Origin of the sequence: Streptomyces sp. SID5469, assembly GCF_009862865.1 — a bacterium.
Taxonomy (GTDB): domain Bacteria; phylum Actinomycetota; class Actinomycetes; order Streptomycetales; family Streptomycetaceae; genus Streptomyces; species Streptomyces avermitilis.
Genome location: NZ_WWIN01000001.1, coordinates 4176304 through 4202043 on the forward strand (window position 1 = coordinate 4176304; position 25740 = coordinate 4202043).

The following is a 25740-nucleotide window of genomic DNA, read 5'->3' on the forward strand; positions in this document are numbered from 1 at the left end:
TTCGAAGCATGCCTTCCGCCAGTACCGAGGCGCCCGCCACCGTGGGCGCCGTCCCGTCCGTTTCCGCCACCGCCGACCCCGCCGCCGACTCCCGTATGGCCCCGGGCGGGCCCGGTTACCGCCGGATGAGCTTCGCCCTCTTCCTCGCCGGGGTGGCGACCTTCGCGCTCCTCTACTCCACCCAGGCTCTCCTCCCGCTGATCTCCTCCGACCTCGGGGTGACCGCGAGCGAGGCGAGCTGGACGGTGTCGGCCGCGACGGGCGGCCTGGCGCTGTTCGTGCTGCCGATGAGCGCGCTGTCGGAGCGGTTCGGACGGCGTACGTTGATGACGGCGTCGCTGGCGGTCGCGGTCTCGGTGGGTCTGCTGGTCCCCTTCGCCCCGTCGATCGGCGCGCTGATCGCGCTGCGGGCGGTGCAGGGCGCGGCGCTGGCGGGCCTGCCGGCGTCGGCGACGGCGTATCTGGCCGAGGAGGTCCGCCCCAAGGCGCTGATCACCGCGATCGGGCTGTTCGTCGCGGGCAACAGCGTCGGCGGCATGAGCGGCCGGGTCATCACCGGCTGGGTGGCACAGGAGTGGGGCTGGCGGGTCGCCGTCGGCACGATCGGGTTCCTCGCGGTGGCCTGCGCGTTCGCGTTCCGGCTGCTGCTTCCGGCCCCGAAGCACTTCACGCCGGGCTCGCTGCGGCCCCGCGTGCTGGCCCGCACGGTCCGCGACCACCTCGCCGACCCGCTGCTGTGCCGGCTGTACGCGATCGGCGCGCTGTTCATGATGGTGTTCGGCGGGGTCTACACGGTGATCGGCTACCGCCTCACGGAGGCGCCGTTCTCGCTGCCGCAGGGCATCATCGGCTCGGTCTTCCTGGTGTACCTGGTGGGTACGGTCTCGGCGTCGACGGCCGGACGGCTGGTCGACCGCCTCGGTCGGCGGGGCTCGCTGTACCTGGCGGGCGGTACGACCACGGCGGGCCTGCTGCTGTCCCTGGCCGGCTCCCTGGTGTTCGTGCTGCTGGGCCTGGTGCTGATCACGGCGGGCTTCTTCGCGGGGCACGCGGTGGCGTCGTCGGCGGTGAGCCACACGGCGAAGCGGGGCCGCGCCCAGGCCTCCGCCCTGTACCAGTCCGCGTACTACATCGGCTCCAGCGCGGGCAGCACGCTCGGCGCGGTCGCCTTCCACGCGGGCGGCTGGGCGGGCACGGTCACCCTGGGCCTGCTCGCGGTGCTCGGCGTCGTGACGATCACGGTGTTCGGCTCGCACGCGGCACGGGCGCAGGCGCGACGGAGTCCGGTGCCGGCGCACTGAGCTCCGCACTCCCCTCCGCCCCCTTCCCCTGATTCCCCCGGATTCCCTCTGGTTCCCCCTCGTTCCCCCTGGTCGGCGCCCGTTGTCAGTGGTCGCGTGTAGCGTCCGCGCGACAACTGGGCCGAGCAGGGGGATTGTTGATGGAGTTCCAGGTCGAACGCGGGGCGTTCGCCGAGGCGGTGGGCTGGGCGGCCCGCGCACTGCCCGCGCGTTCGCCGGTGCCGGTACTGGGCGGGCTGCTGCTGACGGCGGACGCGGGGCGGCTGAGCGTCTCGGGGTTCGACTTCGAGGCGGCCGCGCGCATCGGGACCGACGCGGAGACAGTGGCGGAAGGGCAGGTGCTCGTCCTCGGGCGCAGGCTGCTGGACATCTGCCGGGTGCTGCCGGACGGTCCGGTGAGCTGTGTGCTGGAGGGGACGCGGTTCACGGTGGAGGCGGGCGGCACCCGGTTCGGCCTGTCGACGCTGCCGCGCGAGGAGTACCCGGCGCTGCCCGTACCGCCCGAGCCGTACGGCAGCGTGGACGCCGACGCGTTCGCGAGCGCCGTCTCCCAGGTCGCCGTCGCCGCCGGACGCGACGACACCCTGCCGGTGCTCACCGGCGTACAGCTGCGCCTGGACGGCGACGCGATGACGCTGGCCGCGTCGGACCGCTACCGCTATGCCGTGCGGACGCTGGGGTGGCAGCCGGAGGCGGCGGCCGACGGAGTCGTGGAGGCGCTGCTGCCCGCGCGGCGGCTGCTCGACATCGCGCGCTCACTGGCCCGCTCCGGTGACGTCCGCATCGGCTTCGACCGGGCGGCCGGCGGGCTGATCGGCTTCGAGGGCGGTCGGATGCGTACGGTCGTACGGCTGCTGGAGGGGCGGCTGCCGAAGTACGGGTCGCTGTTCGCCGTGGCGGGGGCCGCGGTCGCCGAGGTCGAGTGCGGGGCGCTGGCGGAGGCGGTACGGCGGGTCGCGGTGGTGGCGGAGGCGAACAGTCCGGTGCGGCTGGACTTCTCGGCGCCGGACGGGACGGTGCTGCTGGGCGCCGGGTACGGCGACGACGTGGCCGCGCAGCGGCTGCCCGCCGTGCTGAGCGGTGCCGAAGAGGTCACGGCGGCGTTCAACCCGGGGTATCTGCTGGACGCGCTGAACTCCTTCGAGGCGCCCCGGGTGCGGCTGGAGCTGCTGGGGGCCGGACAGCGGACGCTGCTCACGGCGGTGGCGGACGGCGGCGAGCCGGACACCGCGCACCGGCATCTGCTCATGTCCGTGAGGCAACTGGTCTGAGGCAGCCGGGAGCAGTCGTCGACAGCCGGTCCGACCTGGGCATTTTCCCGCTCGGGGGGCCGTTGTCAGTGGGCTGCGGTAGCTTCCGAAGTGCCGGCGCGACGAGGCGACGGGAACGGCCACAGGGGTGGGTTGGCGATGAGTGACGGCACGGCGACGACGGACCTGGACGTCCGGCTGGAGAAGCACCGGGTCGAGCTGACCGGGTACTGCTATCGGATGCTCGGCTCCTCCTTCGAGGCCGAGGACGCGGTGCAGGACACGATGGTCCGCGCCTGGCGGAGCTACGAGAAGTTCGAGGGCCGCTCCAGCCTCCGCTCCTGGCTGTACCGGATCGCGACGAATGTCTGTCTGGACATGCTGACGGCGGGCAACAAGCGCGCCCGGCCCATGGACCTGACCGACTCCACCCCCCTCGCCCAGGCCGCGCTCTCCCCGCGCCCCGACAGCACCTGGCTGGAGCCGATGCCCGACGTGCGCGTGCTGCCGACGGCGAGCGACCCGGCCGAGGCGGCCGTGGCCAAGGAGTCCGTGCGGCTCGCGTTCATGGCCGCGCTCCAGCGACTGCCGCCCAAGCAGCGGGCGGTGCTGATCCTGCGCGAGGTGCTGGCGTGGAAGGCGAGCGAGGTCGCGGAGCTGCTCGACACCTCGGTCGCCTCGGTCAACAGCGCGCTCCAGCGGGCGCGGGCGACGCTCGCCGACAGCGAGGGCGCCGCCGCGGACGCCGCCGTGTCCGACCCGCTCGACGAGGAGCAGCAGAAGCTGCTGGAGCGCTATGTGGCGGCGTTCGAGGGGTACGACATGGCGGCGCTGACGGCGCTGCTGCACGAGGACGCGGTGATGACGATGCCGCCGTTCGACCTGTGGCTGTGCGGCACGCCGGACATCACCGGCTTCATGACCACGCTCGGCGCGGCCTGCGCGGGCTCGCGGCTGCTGCCGGTCCAGGTCAACGGCCTGCCGGGCTTCGCCCAGTACAAGCCGGACCCGGAGGCGGGCGGTTTCACTCCCTGGGCGCTCCAGGTCCTGGAGATCTCAGACGGCCGGCTCACCGGGTTCCACTTCTTCCTCGACACGAAGCGCTGGTTCCCGCTCTTCGGCCTCCCCCTCCACCTCGAAGCGGAGGCCGACGAGATCGAGTAGCGCGCGCAGGGCGGGAGCCGGGGCGCGGACCCTGATCCGGCCCCCGGTCCGGCGGGCGGCCAGCTCCAGGCGGGCCAGCGCGTCGACGGCCGCCAGGCCCGGCGGCCCGAGCGCAGCCGCGTCGCACACGACCACACCCGCGCCGGTGGACTCCAGCAGCGCGCGCACGTCCTCGCACAGCCTCGCCACGGCGTCCTGGCTGACGGCGGCGGGCAGGACCAGTACTGCGGGTGTCATGGCATCCACGTTCGGTAGACCGGGGCGGGCGGTGGAACTCATCGGAGCCCGTTCGCGGCCATCGCCGTCGGCATCGGCATCGTCTCCTGTCGGTGCGTCACCAGTCCCGGCATGCCGAACGGGACCGGTGGAGGTCCACCGATCCCGTTCACCCGGATGAGAGAGTCCAGGTCAGGCGATACGCTCCAGCACCACCGGCGTGGCCTTGAAGTCCGTGCCCGTGGGCGCGATGTCGTACGAGCCGTCCACCGACTCCAGTGCGTACTCGAAACGCTCGGGGGTGTCCGTGTGCAGGGTCAGCAGGGGCTGGCCCGCGGTCACCGTGTCGCCCGGCTTGGCGTGCATCTCGATGCCCGCGCCCGCCTGCACCGGGTCCTCCTTACGGGCGCGTCCGGCGCCCAGACGCCAGGCGGCGACGCCGATGTCGTACGCGTCCAGGCGGGTCAGGACGCCCGAGGACGGGGCCGTCACCACGTGCCGCTCGCGCGCGGTGGGCAGCTGCGCGTCCGGGTCGCCGCCCTGCGCGGCGATCATGCGGCGCCACACGTCCATCGCGGAGCCGTCGGCCAGGGCCTTCGCCGGGTCCGCGTCCTTCACACCGGCCGCGTCCAGCATCTCGCGGGCCAGCGCGACGGTCAGCTCGACGACGTCCGCCGGGCCGCCGCCCGCCAGCACCTCCACCGACTCGCGGACCTCGAGGGCGTTGCCCGCCGTCAGGCCCAGCGGGGTCGACATGTCCGTCAGGAGCGCGACCGTCTTCACGCCGTGATCGGTGCCCAGGCCCACCATCGTGGAGGCCAGTTCGCGGGCGTCCTCGATGGTCTTCATGAAGGCGCCGGAGCCGACCTTCACATCCAGGACCAGCGAGCCGGTGCCCTCCGCGATCTTCTTCGACATGATCGAGGAGGCGATCAGGGGGATCGCCTCGACCGTGCCGGTGACGTCCCGGAGCGCGTACAGCTTCTTGTCGGCCGGGGCCAGGCCGTCGCCCGCCGCGCAGATCACCGCGCCCGTCGTGTCGAGGACGTGCAGCATCTCCTCGTTGGACAGCAGGGCCCGCCAGCCGGGGATCGACTCCAGCTTGTCCAGCGTGCCGCCGGTGTGGCCGAGGCCGCGGCCCGACAGCTGCGGGACGGCCGCGCCGCAGGCCGCGACGAGGGGGGCCAGCGGGAGCGTGATCTTGTCGCCGACGCCGCCCGTCGAGTGCTTGTCGGCGGTCGGGCGGGACAGCGCCGAGAACTCCATGCGCTCGCCCGACGCGATCATCGCGGCGGTCCAGCGGGCGATCTCGCGACGGTTCATGCCGTTGAGCAGGATCGCCATGTTGAGGGCGGCCATCTGGTAGTCGGCGACCTCGCCCCGCGTGTACGCGTCGATGACCCAGTCGATCTGCGCGTCGCTGAGCTCACCGCGGTCACGCTTGGTGCGGATGACGGAGATGGCGTCCATGGCCATGGCTTTCCTTCCGAAGACTTACGAATGTGCGCGGCCCCTCCGAGCCGTTCGAAGGGGCCGCACAGGCGTTACTGGGTGAGATGGCCCGGCCCGAAGGCCTGCGGCAGCATCTCGGAGAGCGGCACGATCCCGGCCGGCGTCTCCAGCAGCAGCTCGGCGCCGCCGAACTCGTACAGCAGCTGGCGGCAGCGACCGCACGGGACGAGGATCTCGCCGCGGCCGTCGACACAGGTGAAGTGCGTCAGCCGGCCGCCCCCGGTGTTCTGGAGCTGTGAGACCAGCCCGCACTCGGCGCACAGGCCGAGCCCGTACGAGGCGTTCTCGACATTGCAGCCGGAGACCGTGCGGCCGTCGTCGACCAGGGCCGCGACCCCGACCGGGTAGCCCGAATACGGCGCGTACGCCCGGGACATGGCGTCCCGTGCCACGGCCCGCAGGGCCTCCCAGTCGACGGCCGCGGACCCGGCGCCGGCGCCGGACGTCACTTGCCCTGTCCCCGGCGGTACGGCATGCCGTCCGCCTTCGGCATCCGCAGACTCTGCGCGGACAGCGACAGGACCAGCAGCGTCACGATGTACGGCGTCGCGCTGACGACCTGCTTGGGCACCTCGTTGGTGGAGGTGTACCAGAGGAACATCAGCGCCGACACCACGGCGGTGACCACGGCCGGGGTGTACCGCTTCTTCCACAGCAGATACGCCGCCCCGAAGACCAGCAGGATCGCCAGCAGCAGGATCAGCGCGTGGACGTTGGTGGTGCCGCCGCGCAGGTTGAGGCTGTCGGTGTAGCCGAACAGGCCGGCGCCGAGCGCGAGTCCGCCCGGCATCCAGTTGCCGAAGATCATCGCGGCGAGGCCGATGTAGCCGCGGCCCGCGGTCTGGCCGTCCAGGTAGACGTTGGAGGCGACGATCGACAGGAAGGCACCGCCGAGGCCGGCGAAGCCGCCGGAGATGATCACGGCCAGGTACTTGTACTTGTAGACGTTGACGCCGAGGGATTCGGCGGCCACCGGGTTCTCACCGCAGGAGCGCAGGCGCAGGCCGAAGGCCGTACGCCACAGCACCCACCAGGTGGCCGGGACGAGCGCGACCGCGACCACGGTGAGCGGCGACAGGTCGGTGACCAGACCGCCGATCAGGCCCGCGATGTCCGAGACCAGGAACCAGTGCTTCTCGTTGAGTGTGTTCAGGCCGCTGGACAGGCCTGGGATGTCGAAGGTGCCCAGCGAGTCGATCCCCGGGGACTGCTTGGAGGAGCCCCCCGGCTCGTTCTCGAAGGTGAACTTGGAGAGGTAGCGGGTGGTGCCGAGCGCCAGGATGTTGATCGCCACACCCGACACGATGTGGTTGACGTTGAACGTCACCGTGGCGATGGCGTGCAGGACGCCGCCGAGCATGCCGCCGATGATGCCGAAGGCGACACCGGTCCACGGACCCCACTGGTAACCGGCCCAGGCGCCGAACCAGGTGCCGAGGATCATCATGCCCTCGAGGCCGATGTTGACGACGCCCGCGCGCTCGGCCCACAGACCGCCGAGGCCCGCGAGGCCGATCGGCACCGCGAGGCGCAGCGCCGTGGACATCTGTCCGGTCGAGGTGATGCCGTCCGCGCCGGTGATCAGGCGGACGACCGAGGTCAGGACCAGCACACCCGCGATGACGAGCAGGAGTACCGGGAGGGACATGCGGCGGCTGCCCTTGCCGGGCTTCTTCGCCTGCGGCTTGGCGACGGTCACGGTGCTCATCGGGCAGCCACCTCCTTCTTCTCGGAGTTGTTGTGGGCGGCGGCCGCGGCCAGCTCGGCGCCGACGCGCTTCTGCTGGCGGCGCAGGCCCCAGACGCGTACGGCCTCGTACGAGATGACGACCGCGAACACGATCAGGCCCTGCATGATCGTGGCGATCTCCTTCTCGTACGCCACCGGGGTGGCGTAGTCGAGGGCCGGGGACGCCTTGTCGAGGAAGGCCCACAGGAGGGCGGCGAGGGCGATGCCGCCCGGGTGGTTGCGGCCGAGCAGCGCGATGCCGATGGCGGTGAAGCCGAGGCCGGCCGGGAAGCTCAGGCTGTAGGTGTGGACGTCGCCGAGCAGCAGCGGCAGACCGGCCAGGCCCGAGACGGCGCCGGAGATCAGCATCGCGATGAGCACCATGCGCTTGGCGTCGACGCCGGAGGCCGCGGCGGCGGACTCGGAGGCGCCGCTGGCGCGCAGGTCGAAGCCGAAGCGGGTGCGGTTGAGCACGATCCAGTACAGGATGCCCAGGACGACCGCGAGGAAGACCAGGCCGTAGATCTCGCCGACGTCCGCGCCGAGGTTGATGCCGGGGATCCAGCCGGACTCCTTCATGATGCCGGTGGTGTTGTTGTTGCCGACCTGCACACCGAAGTTGTCGCTGAGCATGAGGTAGCCGATGAGGCTGGTGGCGATCGCGTTGAGCATGATCGTCGCGACGACCTCGCTCACTCCCCGGGTGACCTTGAGGACACCGGCGATGCCGGCCCAGAAGGCGCCGGTGAGCATGGCGACCAGCATGAGGAGCGGGATCTGGAGGAAGGACGGCAGCGCGATGTGCGCGCCGACCACCGCCGTCATCACCGCGCCGAGGCGGTACTGGCCGTCGACGCCGATGTTGAACAGGTTCATGCGGAAGCCGAGGGCCACCGCGAGCGCGGCGATGTAGTACATCGACGCCTGGTTGATGATCAGCACCTGGACGTCGGAGAACGTCGCCTGCTCGAGCATCAGGGAGTACGGCTCGAACGGGCTGCGGCCCGAGGCGAGCAGCACGATCGATGTCAGGGCGATCGCCGCGACGAGCGCGATGGCCGGGCCGGCCACCGCAAGGAGCACGCGCTCCTTGTCGAACTTCTTCATCGGGTCTCGTCCTCCCCCAAGTCCGCTGCGGACTCGGCGTGCTCAAGGTGGCCGGAGGCGGCGCCGGTCATGGCCGAGCCCAGCTCTTCGGGCGTGATGGTGGCGGGATCGGCGTCGGCGACCAGCCTGCCGTTGTAGATCACCCTGAGGGTGTCCGAGAGGCCGATCAGCTCGTCCAGGTCGGCCGAGATGAGCAGGACGGCCAGGCCCTCGCGGCGGGCCTCGCGGATCTGGTCCCAGATCGCGGCCTGCGCGCCGACGTCCACACCGCGGGTGGGGTGGGCGGCGATCAGGAAGCGCGGGTTGTGGCTCATCTCGCGGCCGACGATCAGCTTCTGCTGGTTGCCGCCGGACAGGGAGGCGGCGGTGACGTCGATGCCCGGGGTACGGACGTCGTACTCCTCGACGATCCGGCGCGTGTCGTCCTGGGCGCCCTTGATGTCGAGCCAGAAGCCCTTCGCGTTGGGCCGCTCGGTGACGTGGCCGAGGATGCGGTTCTCCCAGAGCGGGGACTCCAGGAGCAGGCCGTGGCGGTGGCGGTCCTCGGGGATGTAACCGACGCCCTGCTCGCGGCGCTTGCGGGTGGGCCACGACGTGATGTCCTCGCCCAGGAAGCCGATCGAGCCGGAGTCGGCGTGCTTGAGGCCGATCAGCGCGTCGATGAGCTCGGTCTGGCCGTTGCCCTCGACACCGGCGATGCCCATGACCTCGCCCGCGTGGATGGTGAAGGTGACGTCGTCGAGGACGCGCCGCACCCCGCCGGCGGTCTCGGCCGTGTCCTCCGTGAGCAGACCGGTGGCCGACGGTTCGTCGAACTCGCCGAGGGAGGCGGCACCGCCGGCGAAGACCGTGAGGCCCTTGACCTGGATGACGGGCTTGTCCGTGACGGTGGACTCGGCGGTCTCCGGCGTCGGCAGCTCGCTGCCCACCATCAGCTCGGCGAGCTGGCGGGGGGTGGTCTCGGACGGAACGGCGGTGCCGACCGTCGTGCCGCGGCGGATGACGGTGATGTCGTCGGCGACCGACAGCACCTCGCCCAGCTTGTGCGAGATGAAGATGACGGCGAGGCCCTCGGACTTGAGCTCGCGCAGGTTGTCGAAGAGTGCGTCGACCTCCTGCGGCACGAGTACGGCGGTGGGCTCGTCCAGGATCAGGATGCGGGCGCCGCGGAAGAGGACCTTGAGGATCTCCACGCGCTGGCGGTCGGCGACACCGAGGTCCTCGACGAGGACGTCGGGGCGCACGTTCAGCCCGTAGCGGTCGGAGATCTCGCGGATCTTCTTACGGGCGCCGCCGCCGATGCCGTACAGCTTCTCGCTGCCCAGGACGACGTTCTCCAGGACCGTGAGGTTGTCGGCGAGCATGAAGTGCTGGTGCACCATGCCGATGCCGCGGGCGATGGCGTCGGCGGGGCTGTGGAAGGCGACCTGCTCACCGTCGACGGCGATCGTGCCCTCGTCCGGCTTCTGCATGCCGTAGAGGATCTTCATCAGTGTCGACTTCCCGGCGCCGTTCTCACCGACGAGGGCGTGGACCGTGCCCTTCCGGACAGTCAGGTGGATGTCGTGGTTGGCCACCACACCGGGGAAACGCTTGGTGATCCCCGCCAGCTCGACCGCGGTCGACTGCGCGGTGAGCGGAGGGCTGCTGGACGCGTCGATGGCGCACTCTCCTTGGAAAAGGGGCCGATCTACGCGCGTAGCGCCCCTGCCTTAAATAGTGCTCGGACCTGATCGGTTCCGATCGTTCCGAGCATTGTGCCGCGCGAACGGGGCGCGAAGAGGACATCCTCGCCGCACCCCGTTCCGTGGCCGTAACGCTGCCATTACAGCGCCTCTCAGGCCAAGGCCCGCGACTGAGGTCAGTTGGTCTTGACCTTGATCGAACCGTCCTTGATGCCCGCCTCGGCCTTCTTGAGCGCGGCCTGCAGGGCGGCGTTGTTCTTGAAGGTCGGGTTGGAGTCGGCCAGGCCGACACCGCCGGTGCTGAGGCTGGCGCGGACCACACCGGTCTCCGGCTTGCCGTCGTGCACCGACTTGGCGAGGTTGTACACCGCGCCGGCCACGTCCTTCATCGCCGAGGTGAGGATGGAGTTCTTGTACTTCGCCAGCGCGTCCTGCTTGTACTGGTCGGAGTCGACACCGATCGCCGACACCTTGTGCGCGGCGGCGGCCTTGATGACGCCCTGGCCGGACAGGCCCGCGGCGGCGTAGACGACGTCGGCCTTGGCGCCGATCTGGCCCTCGGCCGCGGCCTCGCCCTTGTCCGGGCTGGAGAACCCGCCCTCGGCGGCGGTCTCGGTCAGGTACTGCGACTTGACCGTGACACCCTTCTTGGTGTCCTTGACGCCCTGCGCGAAGCCCGCCTCGAACTTGTGGATCAGCGGGACGTCCACGCCGCCGATGAAGCCGACGACGTTCGACTTGGTGGTCTTGGCGGCGGTGACGCCGGCGAGGTAGGAGGCCTCCTCCTCGTGGAAGACGAGGTCCGCGACGTTGTCCGCCTTGACCTGCTCGTCGTCGATGATGCCGAAGGTGGTCTTCGGGTACTTCGCGGCGGCTTCCTTGACGGCGGGGGCGTAGGCGAAGCCGACACCGATCACCGGGTTGTAGCCGGACTTGGCGAGCTGCTCCAGACGCTGCACCTTGTCGGCGTCGGACTCGCCGTCCTGCGGCTCGACGGCCGTGGTGGCGGTCTTGAACTCCTTGCCGGCCTTCTCCATACCGGTGGTGGCAGCGTCATTGAAGGACTGGTCGCCCTTGCCGCCGACGTCGTAGGCGAGGGCAACGCCCTTGGCCGTGCCGCCGCTGCTGCTGCTGGACGAGGACTCGCTGGACGAGTTGCCGCAGGCGGCAACAGAGACGGCGAGGGTAGCGGTCGCAACGCCCGCAACCGCGATTCGGGACACCCGGCGCATGGAACGTGACTCCTTTGTGCAAGCGCCCAAACCAGGCGCTGGTTCCGCCGCAGCGTAACGCGCGTAGACGAGACGGAAAACCCCTTCTGTCCGGTCCGTTACCGAGCTGTGGCCACAGATGCCCCACAGATTACGGAACGCTGCGCGCCGCTTGCGGGAGGCAACGGGGACGGGGCGGAACGGCCGCATGGGCGGGGTCGGGAAGAAGTCGCATGGAAGGGCACTAAGTTGGGTAAGTGCGAGGGTTTTCGCACGTCGCTGGTGCTGTATAATAACGGGCAGTCACCTAGTGTGCATGCTGGCAGGTCCGTCCATGATGTCCGCCTTGGCCTTGTTGAGCGCGGCGTGCAGGTCGGTGATGTCCTTGAAGGTCGGGTTGGAGTCGGCCAAGCCGACACCGCCGGTGTTGAGGTTGGCGCGGACCACACCGGTCAGCGGCTTGCCGTCGTGCACCGACTTGGACAGGTTGTACACCGCGCCGGCCACGTCCTTCATCGCCGAGGTGAGGATGGAGTTCTTGTACTTGGCCAGCGCGTCCTGCTTGTACTGGTCGGAGTCGACACCGATCGCCCACACCTTGTGCTCGGCGGCGGCCTGGATGACGCCCTGACCGGACAGGCCCGCGGCGGCGTAGACGACGTCGGCCTTGGCGCCGATCTGGCCCTCGGCCGCGGCCTCGCCCTTGTCCGGGCTGGAGAACCCGCCCTCGGCGGCGGTCTCGGTCAGGTACTGCGACTTGACCGTGACACCCTTCTTGGTGTCCTTGACGCCCTGCGCGAAGCCCGCCTCGAACTTGTGGATCAGCGGGACGTCCACGCCGCCGATGAAGCCGACGACGTTCGACTTGGTGGTCTTGGCGGCGGTGACGCCGGCGAGGTAGGAGGCCTCCTCCTCGTGGAAGACGAGGTCCGCGACGTTGTCCGCCTTGACCTGCTCGTCGTCGATGATGCCGAAGGTGGTCTTCGGGTACTTCGCGGCGGCTTCCTTGACGGCGGGGGCGTAGGCGAAGCCGACACCGATGACCGGGTTGTAGCCGGCCTTGGCGAGCTGCTCCAGACGCTGGACCTTGTCGGCGTTCGACTCGCCGTCCTGCGGCTCGATGTCCCGGCCGCCGATCTTGAACTCCTTCTCGGCCTTCTCGAATCCGGCGTACGCGGCGTCGTTGAAGGACTGGTCGCCTTTGCCGCCGATGTCGTACGCGAGACCGATGCCCTTGCCGGTGTAGCCGGACGAGCTCTTGTCCGAACCGCTGTCGGCCTCGTTGCTGGACTTACCGCAACCGGCTGCCGCGAGGGCGACGACCGCGACGGTCACCGCGGCTCGGGAGAATCTCGTCCTCCGAGATATCAGACGCACAGCTAGCACCCTTCGTCCCCACGGCCCGTCACCGGTCCGCATCCCCAAATGCGCCGCGACCGCAGCGATTTCGGCGCACAGTAACGCGCGTAGAAGGGGAGAGGAACGGGGTTTCTCGTGGCCGTTATCGATTCGTGCCGACACCGGGTTACGTTTGCGCGCCGGTGGTTACGGCGGGGTGACGCAAGCGGACGAAGGGGTACCGAAGGGGGCACCCCTCAGCCTCTCCGCCTTACCGTGCGGCGTCCAGGAGGGCGGCCGCGGTGAAGAGCTCGACGCCGACCGTGATGGCGTGCTCGTCCACGTCGAAGTCGCCCTGGTGGAGATCACGGACGACGCGCTCGCCCGGCTTGCGGACGCCCAGGCGGGCCATGGCGCCGGGCACGTGCTCCAGATACCAGGAGAAGTCCTCGCCGCCGAGGCTCTGCTCGGTGTCCTCGACGGAGTCCGGGCCGCGGCGGGCGGTCATGGCGTCGTGCAGCAGGTCGGAGACGGCCGGGTCGTTGACGACCGGGGGCACCCCGCGGACGTAGTTGATCTCGGTCTTGGCGCGGTAGAGACCGGCGATCTCGTCGATGGCCGCGTGCACGAGGTCGGGTGCCGCCCGCCAGGCGTTGAGGTCCAGGCAGCGCACGGTCCCGGACAGCTCCGCGCGCTGCGGGATGACGTTGCAGGCGTGGCCGGACTCGATACGTCCCCAGGTCAGCGCGAGTCCGCTGCGCGCGTCGACGCGCCGGGCGACCAGGGCCGGCACATCGGTGGCGACGCGGGCGGCGGCGGTGACGAGGTCGGTGGTGAGGTGGGGGCGCGCGGTGTGGCCGCCGGGGCCGTTGAGCGCCACTTCGAGCCGGTCGCAGGCGGAGGTGATGGGGCCGTGCCGCAGCCCGATGCGCCCGGCGTCGACCCGGGGGTCGCAGTGCACGCCGATGATCCGCCCCACACCCTCCAGCGCACCCGACGCGATGGCGTCGACCGCGCCTCCGGGCAGGACCTCCTCGGCGGGCTGGAAGATCAGCCGCACGGGGTACGGGAGACGCCCCTGGCTGTGCAGCTCGGCGAGGACGAGCCCGGCGCCGAGGACCACGGTGGTGTGGACGTCGTGGCCGCAGGCGTGGGCGCGGTCCGGCACCGTGGAGCGGTACGCGCAGTCGACCTTGGCGTCCGGGATGGGGAGGGCGTCGATGTCGGCGCGCAGGGCGAGCATGGGCCTCGGGCCGGCGTCGGCGGCCTGCGCCCCGTCGCCGGTCTCGGCGGTGTTCCCGATGTCACAGATGAGCCCGGTCCCGGTGTCGAGCACGCGGGGGTGGAGGTCGGCCTTCTCCAGGCGTGCCTTGAGGGCCGCGGTGGTGCGGAACTCCTGGTTGCCGAGCTCCGGGTGCATGTGCACGTCGCGGCGGAACGCCACGAGTTCGGCGCGCAGTGCCTCGGGCAGCGCGCCGGGGAGCTCTGCGTCCCCGGGGAAATCGGCCTCGGACTCTCGGGACATCAGTTGGTTCACCCTTTGAAGGGTAGGGCGACGGTGCGGCCACGCGACCCACGATCAACAAAACTTCAGCCCGTTAGGGGAAGAAAACTGGCCGCCCGACGCATACATATCGGTCGGGATGGGTAAGCTCGCCCGCCTTTCCGGACGACGGATCGTGGTCCGGTGTGGTGGCCGGGCTCGTGATCCACGCCGCCGGGGCTGCCGGCGGAACCCATGGGAAGGCCCGGGGTGCCCGAGCGCGTCCGTCGGGGAAACGCTCGGAGTGCCTGAGCCCATTCCCCGCGCTCTACGGTCCCACAAATGGCGGTGGCGGGTTTCCCGACGCACGCACGCGCGTCGGACGGACGGCCGCCCGGAAAGGGGCACCCACCCCTACGCCATGCGCACCGCCGACAGCCGGTGCACGTCCCGCGCCGTCCCCGTCACCCCCGACAGGAACCCCTGTGCCCGCGGTGACGCGTTCTCCGTCAGCCATGTCGGGTCGATGTCGCAGACCGCGACGCGGACCTCCGTGCCGGCCAGCGCCAGCGGCAGCGTGTGGACCACCGTCGAGGGGAAGCTCAGGATCGTACGGCCGATCGGGCCACGGCGGGCGATCAGCTCCAGGGGAAGGTCGGGGCGGACGATCTCCAGGCCTGTCTCCGCGGCCAGTCGGCGGAGTTTGTCCGTGCTCTCGCGGCGGTGGGCGAAGTAGCGCGTCGCGCCGTGCGCCTTGGCCAGGGCCCGTACCGCCTCCAGATAGCGGTCGCCGTCCACCACGCCCGTCTCCACCAGGGACGTGCCCACCAGGTCGGCGCCCTTGGTCAGGCGCGGCGGGCCGAAGCGGACGCGGGTCCAGGAGAAGTCGTTCCGCGTGACCTTGACGCCCTCGGGCGCCGAGTCGATCGGCATCGACGAGAACACCTCGACGGTGCGGTGCGCGCTCGGCGTCAGCCGGCGGCGCGCCGACGACGACACCGGGGCGAAGAGCAGGTCGCGCGGGCCCGGTCGGCCGCCCTTGCGGTGCCAGCGCACCAGACGTTCGCCGCGGGCGAGCTGGGCGACGAACTCCATCGTCGCCGTGCCGTCGTCCACGACGACCAGTTCACGGGCGCGGGTGATCGTCAGCAGCAGTTGTACGTAGCGGGAGAAGGGGTCTCCCATGACGATCCGGTCCGCCCGGCGCAGCACGCCCGCCAGACCGCCGATCGTGTGGAACGGCGCCGTCGGACCGCCCCGCGCCTCCTCCCAGCGGACCTCGTACCCCTCGTCGCGGGCCAGTTCGGCCATACGGCGCAGCTGGCCGCGGGTCATCGGGTCCGTGGGAGAGAGGACGACGAGCGTGAGCCCCGCGCCGGGGTCGTGCAGCGCGTTCGTGTACGCCCATTCGAGGACGTTCAACAGCTGTACCGGACTCTCGACGAAGGCGAGAGTGTGGGGGCCGGCGGATCCGGCGCGGGGGCTCATCGGCGTACGACCGTCCCGTAAGTGGCTCAAACCGCTACCGGCTCGCCCGCCGCCGCCGCGATCTCCGCCTCGGCGACGACGCCCGGGACCCGGCGCAGCTTCTTCATGGGGCCGAGCTCGGACTCGTAGACCTTCTTGACGCCGTCGCCGAGGGAGGCCTCGATGGTGCGGATGTCACGGACCAGGCGCGTGAGGCCCTGCGGCTCGACGGAGGCGGCCTGGTCGGAGCCCCACATGGCGCGGTCGAGGGTGATGTGGCGCTCGACGAACGTGGCGCCGAGGGCGACCGCGGCGAGCGTGGTCTGCAGGCCCGTCTCGTGGCCGGAGTAGCCGATCGGGACGTTCGGGTACTCGGCCTGGAGGGTGTTGATGACGCGGAGGTTGAGCTCCTCGGCCTTCGCCGGGTACGTCGAGGTGGCGTGGCAGAGCAGGATGTTGTCCGAGCCGAGGACCTCTACCGCGTGACGGATCTGCTTCGGGGTCGACATGCCCGTGGAGAGGATGACCGTGCGGCCCGTACCGCGCAGGGCGCGGAGCAGCTCGTCGTCGGTCAGGGACGCGGAGGCCACCTTGTGGGCGGGGATGTCGAACTTCTCCAGGAAGGCGACGGCCTCGGTGTCCCACGGGGAGGCGAACCAGTCGATGTTCTTGCTCTTGGCGTACTCGTCGATCTGGCGGTACTCGTCCTCACCGAACTCCACGCGGTGGCGGTAGTCGATGTAGGTCATGCGGCCCCAGGGGGTGTCGCGCTCGATGTCCCACTGGTCGCGCGGGGTGCAGATCTCCGGGGTGCGCTTCTGGAACTTGACGGCGTCGCAGCCGGCCTCGGCGGCGGCGTCGATCAGCTTGAAGGCGTTCTCGAGCTCACCGTTGTGGTTGATGCCGATCTCGCCGACGACGTAGACGGGGTGGCCCGGGCCGGCGGTCTTGGAACCGAAGCTGCGCAGACGGGAGTTGCTCATGGTGAAACGTTCCTTACTTGTCGAGGGAGTCGAGAGAGGGGCCGAGGATCCAGCTGGCGATCTCTCGGATCGCGCCGTCGCCGCCGGGGACGGTGGTGACCGCGCGTGCGGCGCCGCGCACGACGTCGTGGGCGCTCGCGACCGCCACCGGCCAGCCCACGAGGGCGAAGCACGGGAGGTCGTTGACGTCGTTGCCGACGTAGAGCACGCGCTCGGGCGCGATGCCCTGCTCCTCGCACCACTGCTTCAGTGCGAGGTCTTTCCGGTCGATGCCGTGCAGGACCGGAATCTTGAGCTTCCGGGCCCGGGCGGCGACGACCGGGTTCTGTTCCGTGGACAGGATGAGCATCGTCAGGCCGCTCTTGCGGAGGGCCGCGATACCGAGGCCGTCCCCGCGGTGCACGGAGACGAACTCCCGTCCGTCGGAGTCGATCAGCACCCTGTCGTCGGTCTGGGTGCCGTCGAAGTCGAGGACGACCGCGTCGATGTCTTCGGCGGTCGGGAGGGCGCCGGGCCGGTTCGCGTCGAAGAGCGGCGCGAGGGCCCGGGCGCGGGCGAGGTCGTGGGGGTCGTCGATCTCCAGGACCCGGGCCGGGTCGGTGCGGACCAGCTCGGTGCGGCCGAAGAAGCGGTGCCTGGCCTCGCGGAAGCCCGTCGCGTCCATGCCGTAGACGGCGCCCGTCTCCAGGAGGTCCTGGGGGCGGTCCTGACGGCGCGGGCGGAAGGACTTGTCATGGTTGATGCCGTAGCCGCCGCTGGTGGCGGTGCCGGTGACCAGGGTGTCCGTGCCGCCCTCGACGGCGGCGCGCTCGGCGCCGAGCGCCCCGGGGGCGTCGTCGGCGTCGCGCCACACGAAGCCGTGGAAGGGGGCCACGGTCAGCGCCGTGTCCGCGCCCTTGCCGACGATGGCGTGGACGACTCCGTCCACGTCCTCGCGGACGATGAAGGGGCTGGTGCACTGCACCAGCAGGACCACGTCGACCGCCGCGCCGTGCAGGGCCTCATGGGTGTCCATGGCGTGCAGGACGGCGGCCTCGGAGGTGGCGGTGTCGCCGGCGATGGCGGCGGGCCGCAGCACGACCTCGGCGCCGGCCTCGCGGGCCGCGGCGGCGATGGCGTGGTCGTCCGTGGAGACGACGACGTCCGTGACGAGCCGGGTCGCCCGGCACTCGCGGACGGCGCGGGCCACCAGCGGTACGCCGCCGACCGGCAGCAGGTTCTTCGCGGGCACGCCCTTGGAGCCGCCGCGCGCGGGGATCACCGCGAGCACACGGCGCACCGAAGCCGCTTGGCCCGCTTCCGAGTGGGACATTCGCTGTACTCCTTGGGAAGGGATAGGTGTGCTCACAGCTCCCCCATCCGCCGGATGACGGGCGCCACGCGCTGCACTCCGTGGCGGTAGGCGCCGCGGGCCGCCCGGCGCACCATCTGCCGTACGGGGCTGGGCTCCTTGTCGGCGGCGGGCGCTCCGGGCAGCGGGCTGCCGTCCGGGGCGAGGTGGTGGCGGGCGAGGATGCCGGGGAGGTAGCCGGGCGCGGTGACGGGTGTGTAGTAGGGCGCCAGCGGGGGGAGTTCGCCGGCGGCCAGCAGCCCGGCGATCCGTTCGCGTGCCGCGTCGAAGGCCGTCTCGTACGACCCTCCCCCAGAGGGGGTGCCCCCAGCGGCGACGCCCTGCCGGGCCACCCACGTGGGGTCGGGCAGCGGTCGGTGGCCGGCGTCGAGCTGGTCCCAGGAGGCCAGGCAGCCGGAGCCCACGAAGTGGTGGTTGCCGAGCGCCTCGCGCACCCCGAGGTCCGTCAGGACGACGGTGGGGATGCCGCGGTGCAGGGACTCCAGGGCCGCCGTGGAGCTGACCGTGACGAGCAGGTCGGAGCGGTCGAGGACCTCGCCCATGTTTCCGTACACCAGACGGAAGTTGGCCGGGAGACCGTCGGGAAGCCGCTGCGCCAGCTTCTGGTAGGGCAGCTCCTCGATGTGCGTGGTGTGCTCGCCCGGCTTGGAGCGCAGCTTGAGCAGCACCTCGCGGTCCGGGTGCAGGCGGGCGTGCTGGACCAGCCGGTTCAGCAGGTACGTACGGTCCCCCCGCCTCTCCGGTACGGAGGGCTGCGCGGCGAAGACCACCGTGTAGGGCCTGCTCCCCCGCTGTGCGGACGGGTCGTTCCCGGCGTAGGGCCGCCCGCCGAGGAAGGGCAGCGCCACCTCGGTCACCGCCGAGGCGTCGGCGCCCACTCCCTCGAACACGGCCCTGAAACGCTCCGCGTCCTGACGGGAGTTGGCGAGGACGAGGTCCGCGCCGTGGCGCAGCAGGAGGCCGTCGGCGAGCTTCTCGTAGACGACGCCGACATAGCCGGTGACGACCACGGGCCGCTTCTCGTGTCCCTGCCGGGCGTGCCCGAGTCCGTGCAGCACCGCCTGGACGGCGCCGCCGACGAGGGCGAGCACGACGATGTCGTACGTCTCCCCCTTCATATGGCGCAGGAACTCGACGGCGGTGACCTCGCGCAGGGAGTCCGCGCGGACGCCGACCTCTTCGAGCTGGCGGGGGGTGGGGGTGGCACGGCCCCGCAGCAGGAAGCCGTCGAGCCGAATGTCCGATTCATTCGGTGATACGCGGTTCGCGGTGAGCGCGCCCCATTTCCACCGGGTATCGGAATCGGCCAGGACGGCGACCCGCAGGGACTTCGTAGTACTTGCTGGCACGTCGAAAACGCTAGGAAGTGATTCCGATCCGCGGCCCAACCGGAATGCAACAACGGGTTAACAGCACATCGCCGATTGGGGATTCGGGGCGTGTCGCGCGCGGAAATCGGCTCGGTTCACGGCTTCGCCACGCGTCGTTCACCTGACATCTCACCACCGGTCAAGACGAATGCCGGGCCGCCGCCTAACGTCACTCGGGTGGTCAAGCTCTCCGTCATCGTGCCGTTCTACAACGTGCAGCAATACGCGCCCGACACCCTGAAGAGCCTGCGTGCGAACGCGGGCGACGACTTCGAATTCATTCTCGTCGACGACTGCTCGCGCGACGAAACCCCGGACATCCTCGCGCGTGCGGAGCGCGAGCTCCCGGGCGCGGTGCATGTCAGACACGAGAAGAACGGAGGGCTCGCGACCGCACGCAACACCGGGATAGACACCGCGCGCGGCGAGTACCTGACGTTCCTCGACGGGGACGACTGGCTCGCTCCCGGCTATTTCCCCCAACTCCTGTCCGCCATCGAGGAGTTGGGGTGCGACTTCGTTCGTACTGATCATGTCCAGTGCACCGCGCGGGCCCGCACCGTCAACCGGGTGCCGCACGGCCGGCGCGGTGTGGTGATGAACCCGCGCGACGCGATCCTGCCCGCCGACCGGTCCACCTCCGTCGACTACGCGTACGCCTGGGCGGGCATCTACCACCGCCGGCTCGTCGACCGCGGGCTGCTCCACTTCACCGACGGGCTGCGCACCGCCGAGGACCGGCCGTGGATCTGGAAGCTGCACCGGGAGGCCGAATCCTTCGCCACGGTGGGACTGCTGGGCGTCTTCTACCGGCGCGGTGTCGCCTCCTCGCTGACCCAGATCGGCGACGTACGGCAGCTGGATTTCATTCGCGCGTTCGACCAGGTGGTGGCCGAAACCGCGAAGGACCGTGACGCGGATAAATTGCTCCCCAAGGCAGTTCGCACATATTGCGCAATCATTTCCCACCATCTGGGATCCATCGAAAGGTTCGAGCCACCGGTGGCACGGAAACTGAAGTCGATGAGCGCCGTCGCACTGCGCCGTATGCCGCAGGACGTGCTCGAAGAGGCACTGGACTCGATGGACATCCAGCGCGCCTCACGCCTGCGCCGGCTGCGCCGCCGTCCCGCGACCGCCGCGGGGGTGCCCGCGTGACCACCCAGATCTTCCTCGCGTCGACGCTGTACGGCGCGGCGACGCTCGCCGCGGCGCTGGACACCGAGTGCTTCGCCCCCGCCGACCGCCGTATCCTGCTCGTCTCGAACAACGCGGCGACGCCCGAGACGACGCCCGCCCTGGACGAGATGCCCGGCTTCGACCACCTGCGCGGCCGCTTCGACGACGTGATCTCGTGGAACGAGACCATCTCCCCCTTCCATCCGGGCGGCTGGGCCCCGCGGCTCGATGACGTGCCGCTGTGGGAGCGGCATCTGCGGCTCGCCTGGCGGCTCGGCGACGACGACGTGGCACTGGCCGTCGAGTCGATCCAGGTCAACCCCGCGCTCGGCATCGCGCAGATCTTCACCGGCGCGCCCGTCACCGTCTACGCGGACGGCCTGATGAGCTACGGCCCCACCCGCAACAAGATCGACCCGCTGGTCGGCACGCGGGTGACCCGGCTGCTCCACCTGGACCTGGTGCCGGGCCTCGAGCCCCTGCTGCTCACCGAGTTCGGCGTCGAGCCCGAGATCGTGCCGACGGACGCGTTCTCGAAGGTGCTCGGCGAACTCGTGGACACCGGCGACACCTTGCCGGCCATCGACGAACCCGCCCTCCTGCTCGGCCAGTACCTCTCCGCCCTAGGCATCCTGACCGCCGAGGAGGAGGAGAACCTCCATGTGCGGATGCTGAAGGGCGCGATCGAGCTCGGTCACACGCGGGTGGTCTTCAAGCCGCACCCGACCGCACCGGCCCGCTGGTCGCGTCTGCTGGAGAAGGAGGCCGAGAAGCTGGGCGCCGACCTGACGGTGCTCGACACCCCGGTCCTCGCCGAGGTCCTCTACCAGCGGATGCGCCCCGCGCTGGTCGTCGGCTGCTTCTCCACCGCGCTGCTCACCGCGTCCGCGCTGTACGGCCTGCCGGTCGCCCGCATCGGCACCGAGTCCCTCCTCGACCGGCTGACGCCGTACGAGAACAGCAACCGTGTCCCCGTCACCATCGTCGACGCGCTGCTGCCCCTGCTGACGGACCGCGCGGCGGTGACCGAGCAGCGACAGGGCCTGGACGTCGAGGACCTCACCAGCCTCGTACGAGCCGTCGGCTACGCGATGCAGCCGAAGATCTGCCCCGGCCTGCGCCCGGCGGCGGAGCGCTATCTGACGCGGCAGCTGACCCCGCACACCTGGCGCTACTTCAAGCGGCGTCGCCTCACCTCGCTGGCGCTTCCGGGCGCCGTACCGGCCCAGCTGGCCTTCATCCCGCGCAACGCCACGGTGCGCCGGGTGGCGCGCCGTGCCCGTTCGCTGAAGCGGGCGACGCTCGGATGAACGCGCCCGTGGAGACAGAGCCGAACACGCCGGTGCCCACACCGCTCGAGAAGCCCGCTGCGACGGCGCCCGAGGCCGGGCAGGGCGCCGCGGGTGTCCCCCCGCGGATCGTTCCCAAGGCGCACGCGCCGCGGCTGCGTGCGCTCGACGGGCTGCGGCTCGTCGCCGCGCTGATGGTCGCCGCGTACCACTACGGCGGCCGGGACGGCGACGTCACCGCGGCCTGGGGCGGCTCCCCGCGGCACCAGTTCCCCACCCTGCACTCGTGGTTCGCGTACGGCTGTCTGGGTGTGCAGATCTTCTTCGTGATCAGCGGCTTCGTGATCTGCATGAGCGGCTGGGGCCGGCCGCTGCGCTCGTTCTTCGCCTCGCGCGCGTCCCGCCTGCTGCCCTCCTACTGGGCGGCGGTGATCATCGTGACGGCGGTGTTCGCGCTGCCGACGGTCGCCTACAAGGCGGTGTCGCCGAGCGACGCGCTGGTCAACCTGACGATGCTCCAGCAACCCCTGGGCGTGGACCGGGTGCTGGGGGTCTGCTGGACGCTGTGGGCGGAGATCCGGTTCTACGCGCTGTTCGCCCTGTGCATCGTGCTGCCGGGCGCGACCCGGCAGCGGGTGATCCTGTTCTGCGCGAGCTGGACGATGGCGGCGGCGATCGCGCAGGCGGCGGACGAGCCGCTGCTGAACCTCGTGCTGATGCCGGAGTACGCGCCGTTCTTCGTCGGCGGCATCGGGCTCTACCTGGTCCACCGCGACCGGCGGGACGCGTACGCCTGGGGCATCGTGGGCGTGAGCTGGCTGATCGGGCAGCACTACGCGGTGCGCGGCCTGTGGCACGCGCCGAACCCGGACTTCTTCTCGTACCGGCCGGCGTACGGCATCGTCCTGATCGTCACGCTGGGGTACCTGGCGGTCGCGGCCATCGCGCTCGGCTGGCTGAATCGGGTGAACTGGCGCTGGCTGACGGTGGCGGGCGCCCTGACGTACCCGTTCTACCTGGTGCACGAGCACCTGGGGTGGGTCGCCATCAAGGTCTACCACCGGGACCTGGGGATTCCGTCGTACGGGACGTTCCTGTTGACGGTCGCGACCATGCTGCTGCTGGCCTGGCTGCTGAACCGGTATGTGGAGGAGCGGCTGGCCCCGAAGCTGCGTGGGGCGCTGTCGAGGCCGCGGCCGTAGCACCGGGCGGCGGACGGACCTAGGACCGAGGCTCCCCACCGGACTGGGGGCCGACTCCGTGTCGGAGGCGGCCCCTCCGGATCCGGGGCCCGGCGTTCACCTGATCCCGTACCGCGCCTCGATCCCCGCGATCACCAGGCGCAGCCCTTCCTCGAAGCCCTCCTCGTAGTTCTGGAAGATCTCGGCGCCCGCGGCCGCCGCGAGGGGGAAGTCGGCCATGCGCGCGGCGCGCTCGTCGACGTCGTAGCCCTCGCGGCGCTCCCCCGGCAGCGGCTCGACGCCCTGTTCCTCGGTGACGAAGCCGAGGGTGAAGAAGTAGGCCGTGGAGGTGGCGCGCACGGCCTGGGGGAGGTCGAAGCCCGCTTCGACCAGGGAGCGCAGGCTCGCTTCCAGCTGGACCGCGTGTTCGGTGCCGGTGAAGCGGGAGCCGCTGAAGACCTTGGCACCGTCGCGGTAGCCGAGCAGGGCGGTGCGCAGCGCGCGGTTGCCGTGGAGCAGCCGCTCCTGCCAGGAGGCGCCCGGGGCGAGGTGCGCGCCCTCGGTCATGCGGCGGTACATCTCCGTCGCCATCTCGTCGAGCAGCGCCTGCTTGTTCTTGAAGTGCCAGTACAGGGCCGGTGCCTGGACGTTCAGCTCCTTGGCGATGGCCCGGAGGGTGAGCCCGTCGAGGCCGGCCTCGTTGAGCAGCCGCAGGGCGGTCTCGACGACCTGCTTCTTGTCCAGCTTGGGGGATCTCTGGGTAACCACGCTTGACAGTTTAACGCCGTTAAGGGCATCCTCCGGACATGCGACTTAACGGCGTTAAGGAGACTGTCGTGAACACGGACGTACTGATCGTCGGTGCCGGTCCCACCGGACTCGCCCTCGGCGTCGACCTGGCCCGGCGCGGGGTGCGCGCCCTCGTCGTCGAGCGGGCCGAAGGCCTGTTCCCCGGGTCCCGCGGCAAGGGGATCCAGCCGCGCACGATGGAGGTGTTCGACGATCTCGGTGTGCTGGACGCGATCCGCGCCGCCGGTGGCTCCTACCCCGTCGGGATGATCTGGCAGGACGGCGAGCGCGTGGGTGAGCATCAGCTGTTCGACCCGGCCGAGGCGAGCGACGACTCGCCGTACGCCGAGCCGTGGATGGTCCCGCAGTGGCGCACTCAGGAGATCCTGTTCGCGCGGCTGGAGGAGCTCGGCGGGCGGGTCGGCTTCGGGCGCGAGGTCGTCGGCCTCCGGCAGGACGAGGACGGCGTGACCGCGGAGTTCGCTTCGGGCACCGCTGTCCGCGCCCGGTACGCGGTCGCCGCCGACGGGGGCCGCTCCGCCGTGCGGCGCGCGCTCGGAATCGGCATGACCGGGGAGACGGTGGACCCGAACCCGATGCTGGTGGCGGACGTCCGGATCACCGGTCTGGACCGCGACAACTGGCACATCTTCCCGCCGCGCGAGGACGACGGCTTTCTCGCGATCTGGCCGCTGGCGGGCGCGGAGGACTTCCAGGTCGTGGCCCAGTTCCCGGAGGGCACGGATGCCGACCTGTCCCTCGACGGCATCCGCAAGGTCGTCGCCACGCGCTCGCACCTCGCCCCCGCCGAGGTGACCGAGGTGCGCTGGGCCTCCGACTTCCGGCCGCGGGCCGCGATGGCCGACCGGTTCCGCGCGGGCCGCGTCTTCCTCGCGGGCGACGCCGCGCACGTCCACTCGCCCGCGGGCGGACAGGGCCTCAACACCAGCGTCCAGGACGCGTACAACCTGGGCTGGAAGCTGGGCGCGGTGCTGCGCGGCGGGGCTCCCGTGTCCCTCCTCGACTCGTACGAGGAGGAGCGGCTGCCCGTCGCCGCGGACATGCTCGGGCTGTCCACCCAGGTCCACCGGGGCGAGGTGCGGCGCGGGGAGGCGACCCGGCAGCTCGGGCTCGGCTACCGGGGGTCCTCGCTCGCGGTGGAGACGCGCGCGGGCCTCGCGCGGGACGCGCTGCATGCGGGCGACCGCGCGCCGGACGGGATCCGTGGCGACGTACGGCTGTTCGACGCGTTCAGGGGGCCGCACTGGACGCTGCTGGCGGTCGGCACGGAGGCGGAACTGCCGACGCTCGCCGGTGCCCGCACGGTCCGGATTCCGGCGTACGAGGAGTACGGCGCCGGCGTCTTCCTCGTCCGGCCCGACGGGTATGTGGGCTGGGCGGGCAGGACGGCGGCGGGACTGACGGAGTACGCGGCCCGGGTGGCTGTCGCCTAGGCGCCGGCCAGTGTCAGCTTCACGGCGAAGCCCAGGAAGAGGGCGCCCGCGGCGGTCGTGGCCCCCGCGGAGAGCCGCTTGCGTCGGCGGAAGGCGGCCGCCAGCTTCGTGCCGCTGAAGATCAGCGCGGTGAGGTACAGGAAGCTCGCCAGCTGGGCGAAGGCGCCGAGGACGACGAAGGACAGGGCCGGGTAGGCGTACCCCGGGTCGACGAACTGAACGAAGAAGGCGACGAAGAACAGGATCGCCTTCGGGTTGAAGAGGCTGACGACGAACGCCCGCCGGAAGGGCCGCTCTCCGGCGACCGGCGCGACGGGTGCCCGGGCCGCGTCCGCCCGGTCCCGGCGGGTCCGCCACATCTCCCACGCGGCCCGCAGCATGCCGAACGCGAGCCAGGTCAGATACCCGGCCCCGGCGTACTTCACGATCCCGAACAGCAGGGCGTTCGCCTGGAGCAGCGAGGCGACTCCGGCCGCGGACAGCGTCATCAGCACGGTGTCACCGCACCAGACGCCCGCGGCTGCCGTGTATCCGGCGCGTACGCCCTTGCGGGCGGCGACGGACAACACGTACAGCGAGTTCGGACCGGGGAGCAGGACGATCAGGACAAGGCCTGCGAGGTAGGTGGGGAGATCGGTGACACCAAACATGAAAGGGAGTGTCGCACGCGCGTACGACACTC

22 protein-coding genes are annotated in these 25740 nt (G+C 71.0%); 7 read left to right on the top strand and 15 right to left on the bottom strand.

Going from position 1 to position 25740, the window contains the following annotated elements; translation table 11 throughout:
• Positions 1 to 8 precede the first annotated feature (8 nt).
• The 3 genes from GTY58_RS17595 to GTY58_RS17605 all read left to right on the top strand — a co-directional run bounded on the left by GTY58_RS17595 (position 9) and on the right by GTY58_RS17605 (position 3715).
• Positions 9 to 1301 carry an MFS transporter gene (locus GTY58_RS17595; protein WP_010984791.1) on the top strand — a complete coding sequence of 431 codons (1293 nt, stop codon included), beginning with the start codon at positions 9 to 11 and terminating at the stop codon, positions 1299 to 1301.
• A gap of 140 nt (positions 1302 to 1441) precedes the next feature.
• Positions 1442 to 2572, top strand: a complete 1131-nt coding sequence (dnaN, locus tag GTY58_RS17600) for a DNA polymerase III subunit beta (protein ID WP_010984792.1) — start codon at positions 1442 to 1444, stop codon at positions 2570 to 2572.
• 138 nt (positions 2573 to 2710) lie between these two features.
• Positions 2711 to 3715 (top strand): sigma-70 family RNA polymerase sigma factor, encoded by a 1005-nt coding sequence (locus GTY58_RS17605; protein ID WP_010984793.1) that lies wholly within the window; start codon positions 2711 to 2713, stop codon positions 3713 to 3715.
• Here the strand turns inward: GTY58_RS17605 and GTY58_RS17610 are convergent.
• The 13 genes from GTY58_RS17610 to GTY58_RS17670 all read right to left on the bottom strand — a co-directional run bounded on the left by GTY58_RS17610 (position 3608) and on the right by GTY58_RS17670 (position 19145).
• A complete protein-coding gene (locus tag GTY58_RS17610; protein WP_037644936.1) occupies positions 3608 to 3952 on the bottom strand; it encodes an STAS domain-containing protein in 345 nt (114 codons plus the stop codon). The genes GTY58_RS17605 and GTY58_RS17610 overlap by 108 nt on opposite strands.
• Positions 3953 to 4123: 171 nt before the next feature.
• Positions 4124 to 5407, bottom strand: a complete 1284-nt coding sequence (locus GTY58_RS17615; RefSeq protein ID WP_010984795.1) for a thymidine phosphorylase — start codon at positions 5405 to 5407, stop codon at positions 4124 to 4126.
• Between the two features lie 68 nt (positions 5408 to 5475).
• Positions 5476 to 5892, bottom strand: a complete 417-nt coding sequence (locus GTY58_RS40720; RefSeq protein WP_010984796.1) for a cytidine deaminase — start codon at positions 5890 to 5892, stop codon at positions 5476 to 5478.
• Positions 5889 to 7151, bottom strand: a complete 1263-nt coding sequence (locus tag GTY58_RS40725; protein WP_037644934.1) for an ABC transporter permease — start codon at positions 7149 to 7151, stop codon at positions 5889 to 5891. Before GTY58_RS40725 ends, GTY58_RS40720 begins: the two co-directional genes overlap by 4 nt.
• Positions 7148 to 8278, bottom strand: coding sequence for an ABC transporter permease (locus GTY58_RS17630; RefSeq protein ID WP_010984798.1), 1131 nt, complete (start codon positions 8276 to 8278; stop codon positions 7148 to 7150). The genes GTY58_RS40725 and GTY58_RS17630 overlap by 4 nt, the downstream gene beginning before the upstream one ends.
• Positions 8275 to 9939, bottom strand: coding sequence for an ABC transporter ATP-binding protein (locus tag GTY58_RS17635; RefSeq protein ID WP_042493198.1), 1665 nt, complete (start codon positions 9937 to 9939; stop codon positions 8275 to 8277). Before GTY58_RS17635 ends, GTY58_RS17630 begins: the two co-directional genes overlap by 4 nt.
• 200 nt (positions 9940 to 10139) lie before the next feature.
• Positions 10140 to 11195, bottom strand: a complete 1056-nt coding sequence (locus GTY58_RS17640; RefSeq protein WP_010984800.1) for a BMP family ABC transporter substrate-binding protein — start codon at positions 11193 to 11195, stop codon at positions 10140 to 10142.
• 282 nt (positions 11196 to 11477) lie between these two features.
• Positions 11478 to 12542, bottom strand: a complete 1065-nt coding sequence (locus tag GTY58_RS17645) for a BMP family ABC transporter substrate-binding protein (protein ID WP_042494420.1) — start codon at positions 12540 to 12542, stop codon at positions 11478 to 11480.
• Between the two features lie 241 nt (positions 12543 to 12783).
• Positions 12784 to 14037 carry an amidohydrolase gene (locus tag GTY58_RS17650; RefSeq protein WP_010984802.1) on the bottom strand — a complete coding sequence of 418 codons (1254 nt, stop codon included), beginning with the start codon at positions 14035 to 14037 and terminating at the stop codon, positions 12784 to 12786.
• A 372-nt stretch (positions 14038 to 14409) separates the two neighbouring features.
• A complete protein-coding gene (locus GTY58_RS17655; RefSeq protein WP_010984803.1) occupies positions 14410 to 15483 on the bottom strand; it encodes a hypothetical protein in 1074 nt (357 codons plus the stop codon).
• Positions 15484 to 15509: 26 nt separating this feature from the next.
• Positions 15510 to 16445 carry an N-acetylneuraminate synthase family protein gene (locus GTY58_RS17660; protein ID WP_010984804.1) on the bottom strand — a complete coding sequence of 312 codons (936 nt, stop codon included), beginning with the start codon at positions 16443 to 16445 and terminating at the stop codon, positions 15510 to 15512.
• 13 nt (positions 16446 to 16458) lie between these two features.
• Positions 16459 to 17757, bottom strand: a complete 1299-nt coding sequence (locus GTY58_RS17665) for an N-acylneuraminate cytidylyltransferase (protein WP_010984805.1) — start codon at positions 17755 to 17757, stop codon at positions 16459 to 16461.
• 32 nt (positions 17758 to 17789) lie between these two features.
• Entirely contained in the window at positions 17790 to 19145 is a 1356-nt protein-coding gene (locus GTY58_RS17670) for a DUF6716 putative glycosyltransferase (protein WP_010984806.1), read from the bottom strand.
• Between the two features lie 198 nt (positions 19146 to 19343).
• Here GTY58_RS17670 and GTY58_RS17675 point away from each other — a divergent pair, with 198 nt between their 5' ends.
• The 3 genes from GTY58_RS17675 (at position 19344) to GTY58_RS17685 (ending at position 22836) form a co-directional block, all read left to right on the top strand.
• Complete coding sequence (locus GTY58_RS17675) at positions 19344 to 20324, top strand: glycosyltransferase family 2 protein (protein WP_010984807.1); 981 nt, start codon at positions 19344 to 19346, stop codon at positions 20322 to 20324.
• Complete coding sequence (locus tag GTY58_RS17680; protein ID WP_010984808.1) at positions 20321 to 21655, top strand: polysialyltransferase family glycosyltransferase; 1335 nt, start codon at positions 20321 to 20323, stop codon at positions 21653 to 21655. The genes GTY58_RS17675 and GTY58_RS17680 overlap by 4 nt, the downstream gene beginning before the upstream one ends.
• 107 nt (positions 21656 to 21762) lie before the next feature.
• Entirely contained in the window at positions 21763 to 22836 is a 1074-nt protein-coding gene (locus tag GTY58_RS17685) for an acyltransferase (protein WP_242432318.1), read from the top strand.
• 96 nt (positions 22837 to 22932) lie between these two features.
• Here GTY58_RS17685 and GTY58_RS17690 read toward each other — a convergent pair whose 3' ends face one another.
• Complete coding sequence (locus GTY58_RS17690) at positions 22933 to 23583, bottom strand: TetR/AcrR family transcriptional regulator C-terminal domain-containing protein (protein ID WP_010984810.1); 651 nt, start codon at positions 23581 to 23583, stop codon at positions 22933 to 22935.
• A gap of 38 nt (positions 23584 to 23621) precedes the next feature.
• On the opposite strand from GTY58_RS17690, the gene GTY58_RS17695 reads away from it, so the two are divergent.
• Complete coding sequence (locus GTY58_RS17695) at positions 23622 to 25058, top strand: FAD-dependent oxidoreductase (RefSeq protein ID WP_010984811.1); 1437 nt, start codon at positions 23622 to 23624, stop codon at positions 25056 to 25058.
• Here GTY58_RS17695 and leuE read toward each other — a convergent pair.
• The gene (gene leuE / locus GTY58_RS17700) at positions 25055 to 25708 is read right to left on the bottom strand and encodes a leucine efflux protein LeuE (protein WP_010984812.1); all 654 of its coding nucleotides are present in this window, start codon (positions 25706 to 25708) and stop codon (positions 25055 to 25057) included. The two genes, GTY58_RS17695 and leuE, sit on opposite strands and share 4 nt — an antisense overlap.
• Positions 25709 to 25740: the final 32 nt, after the last annotated feature.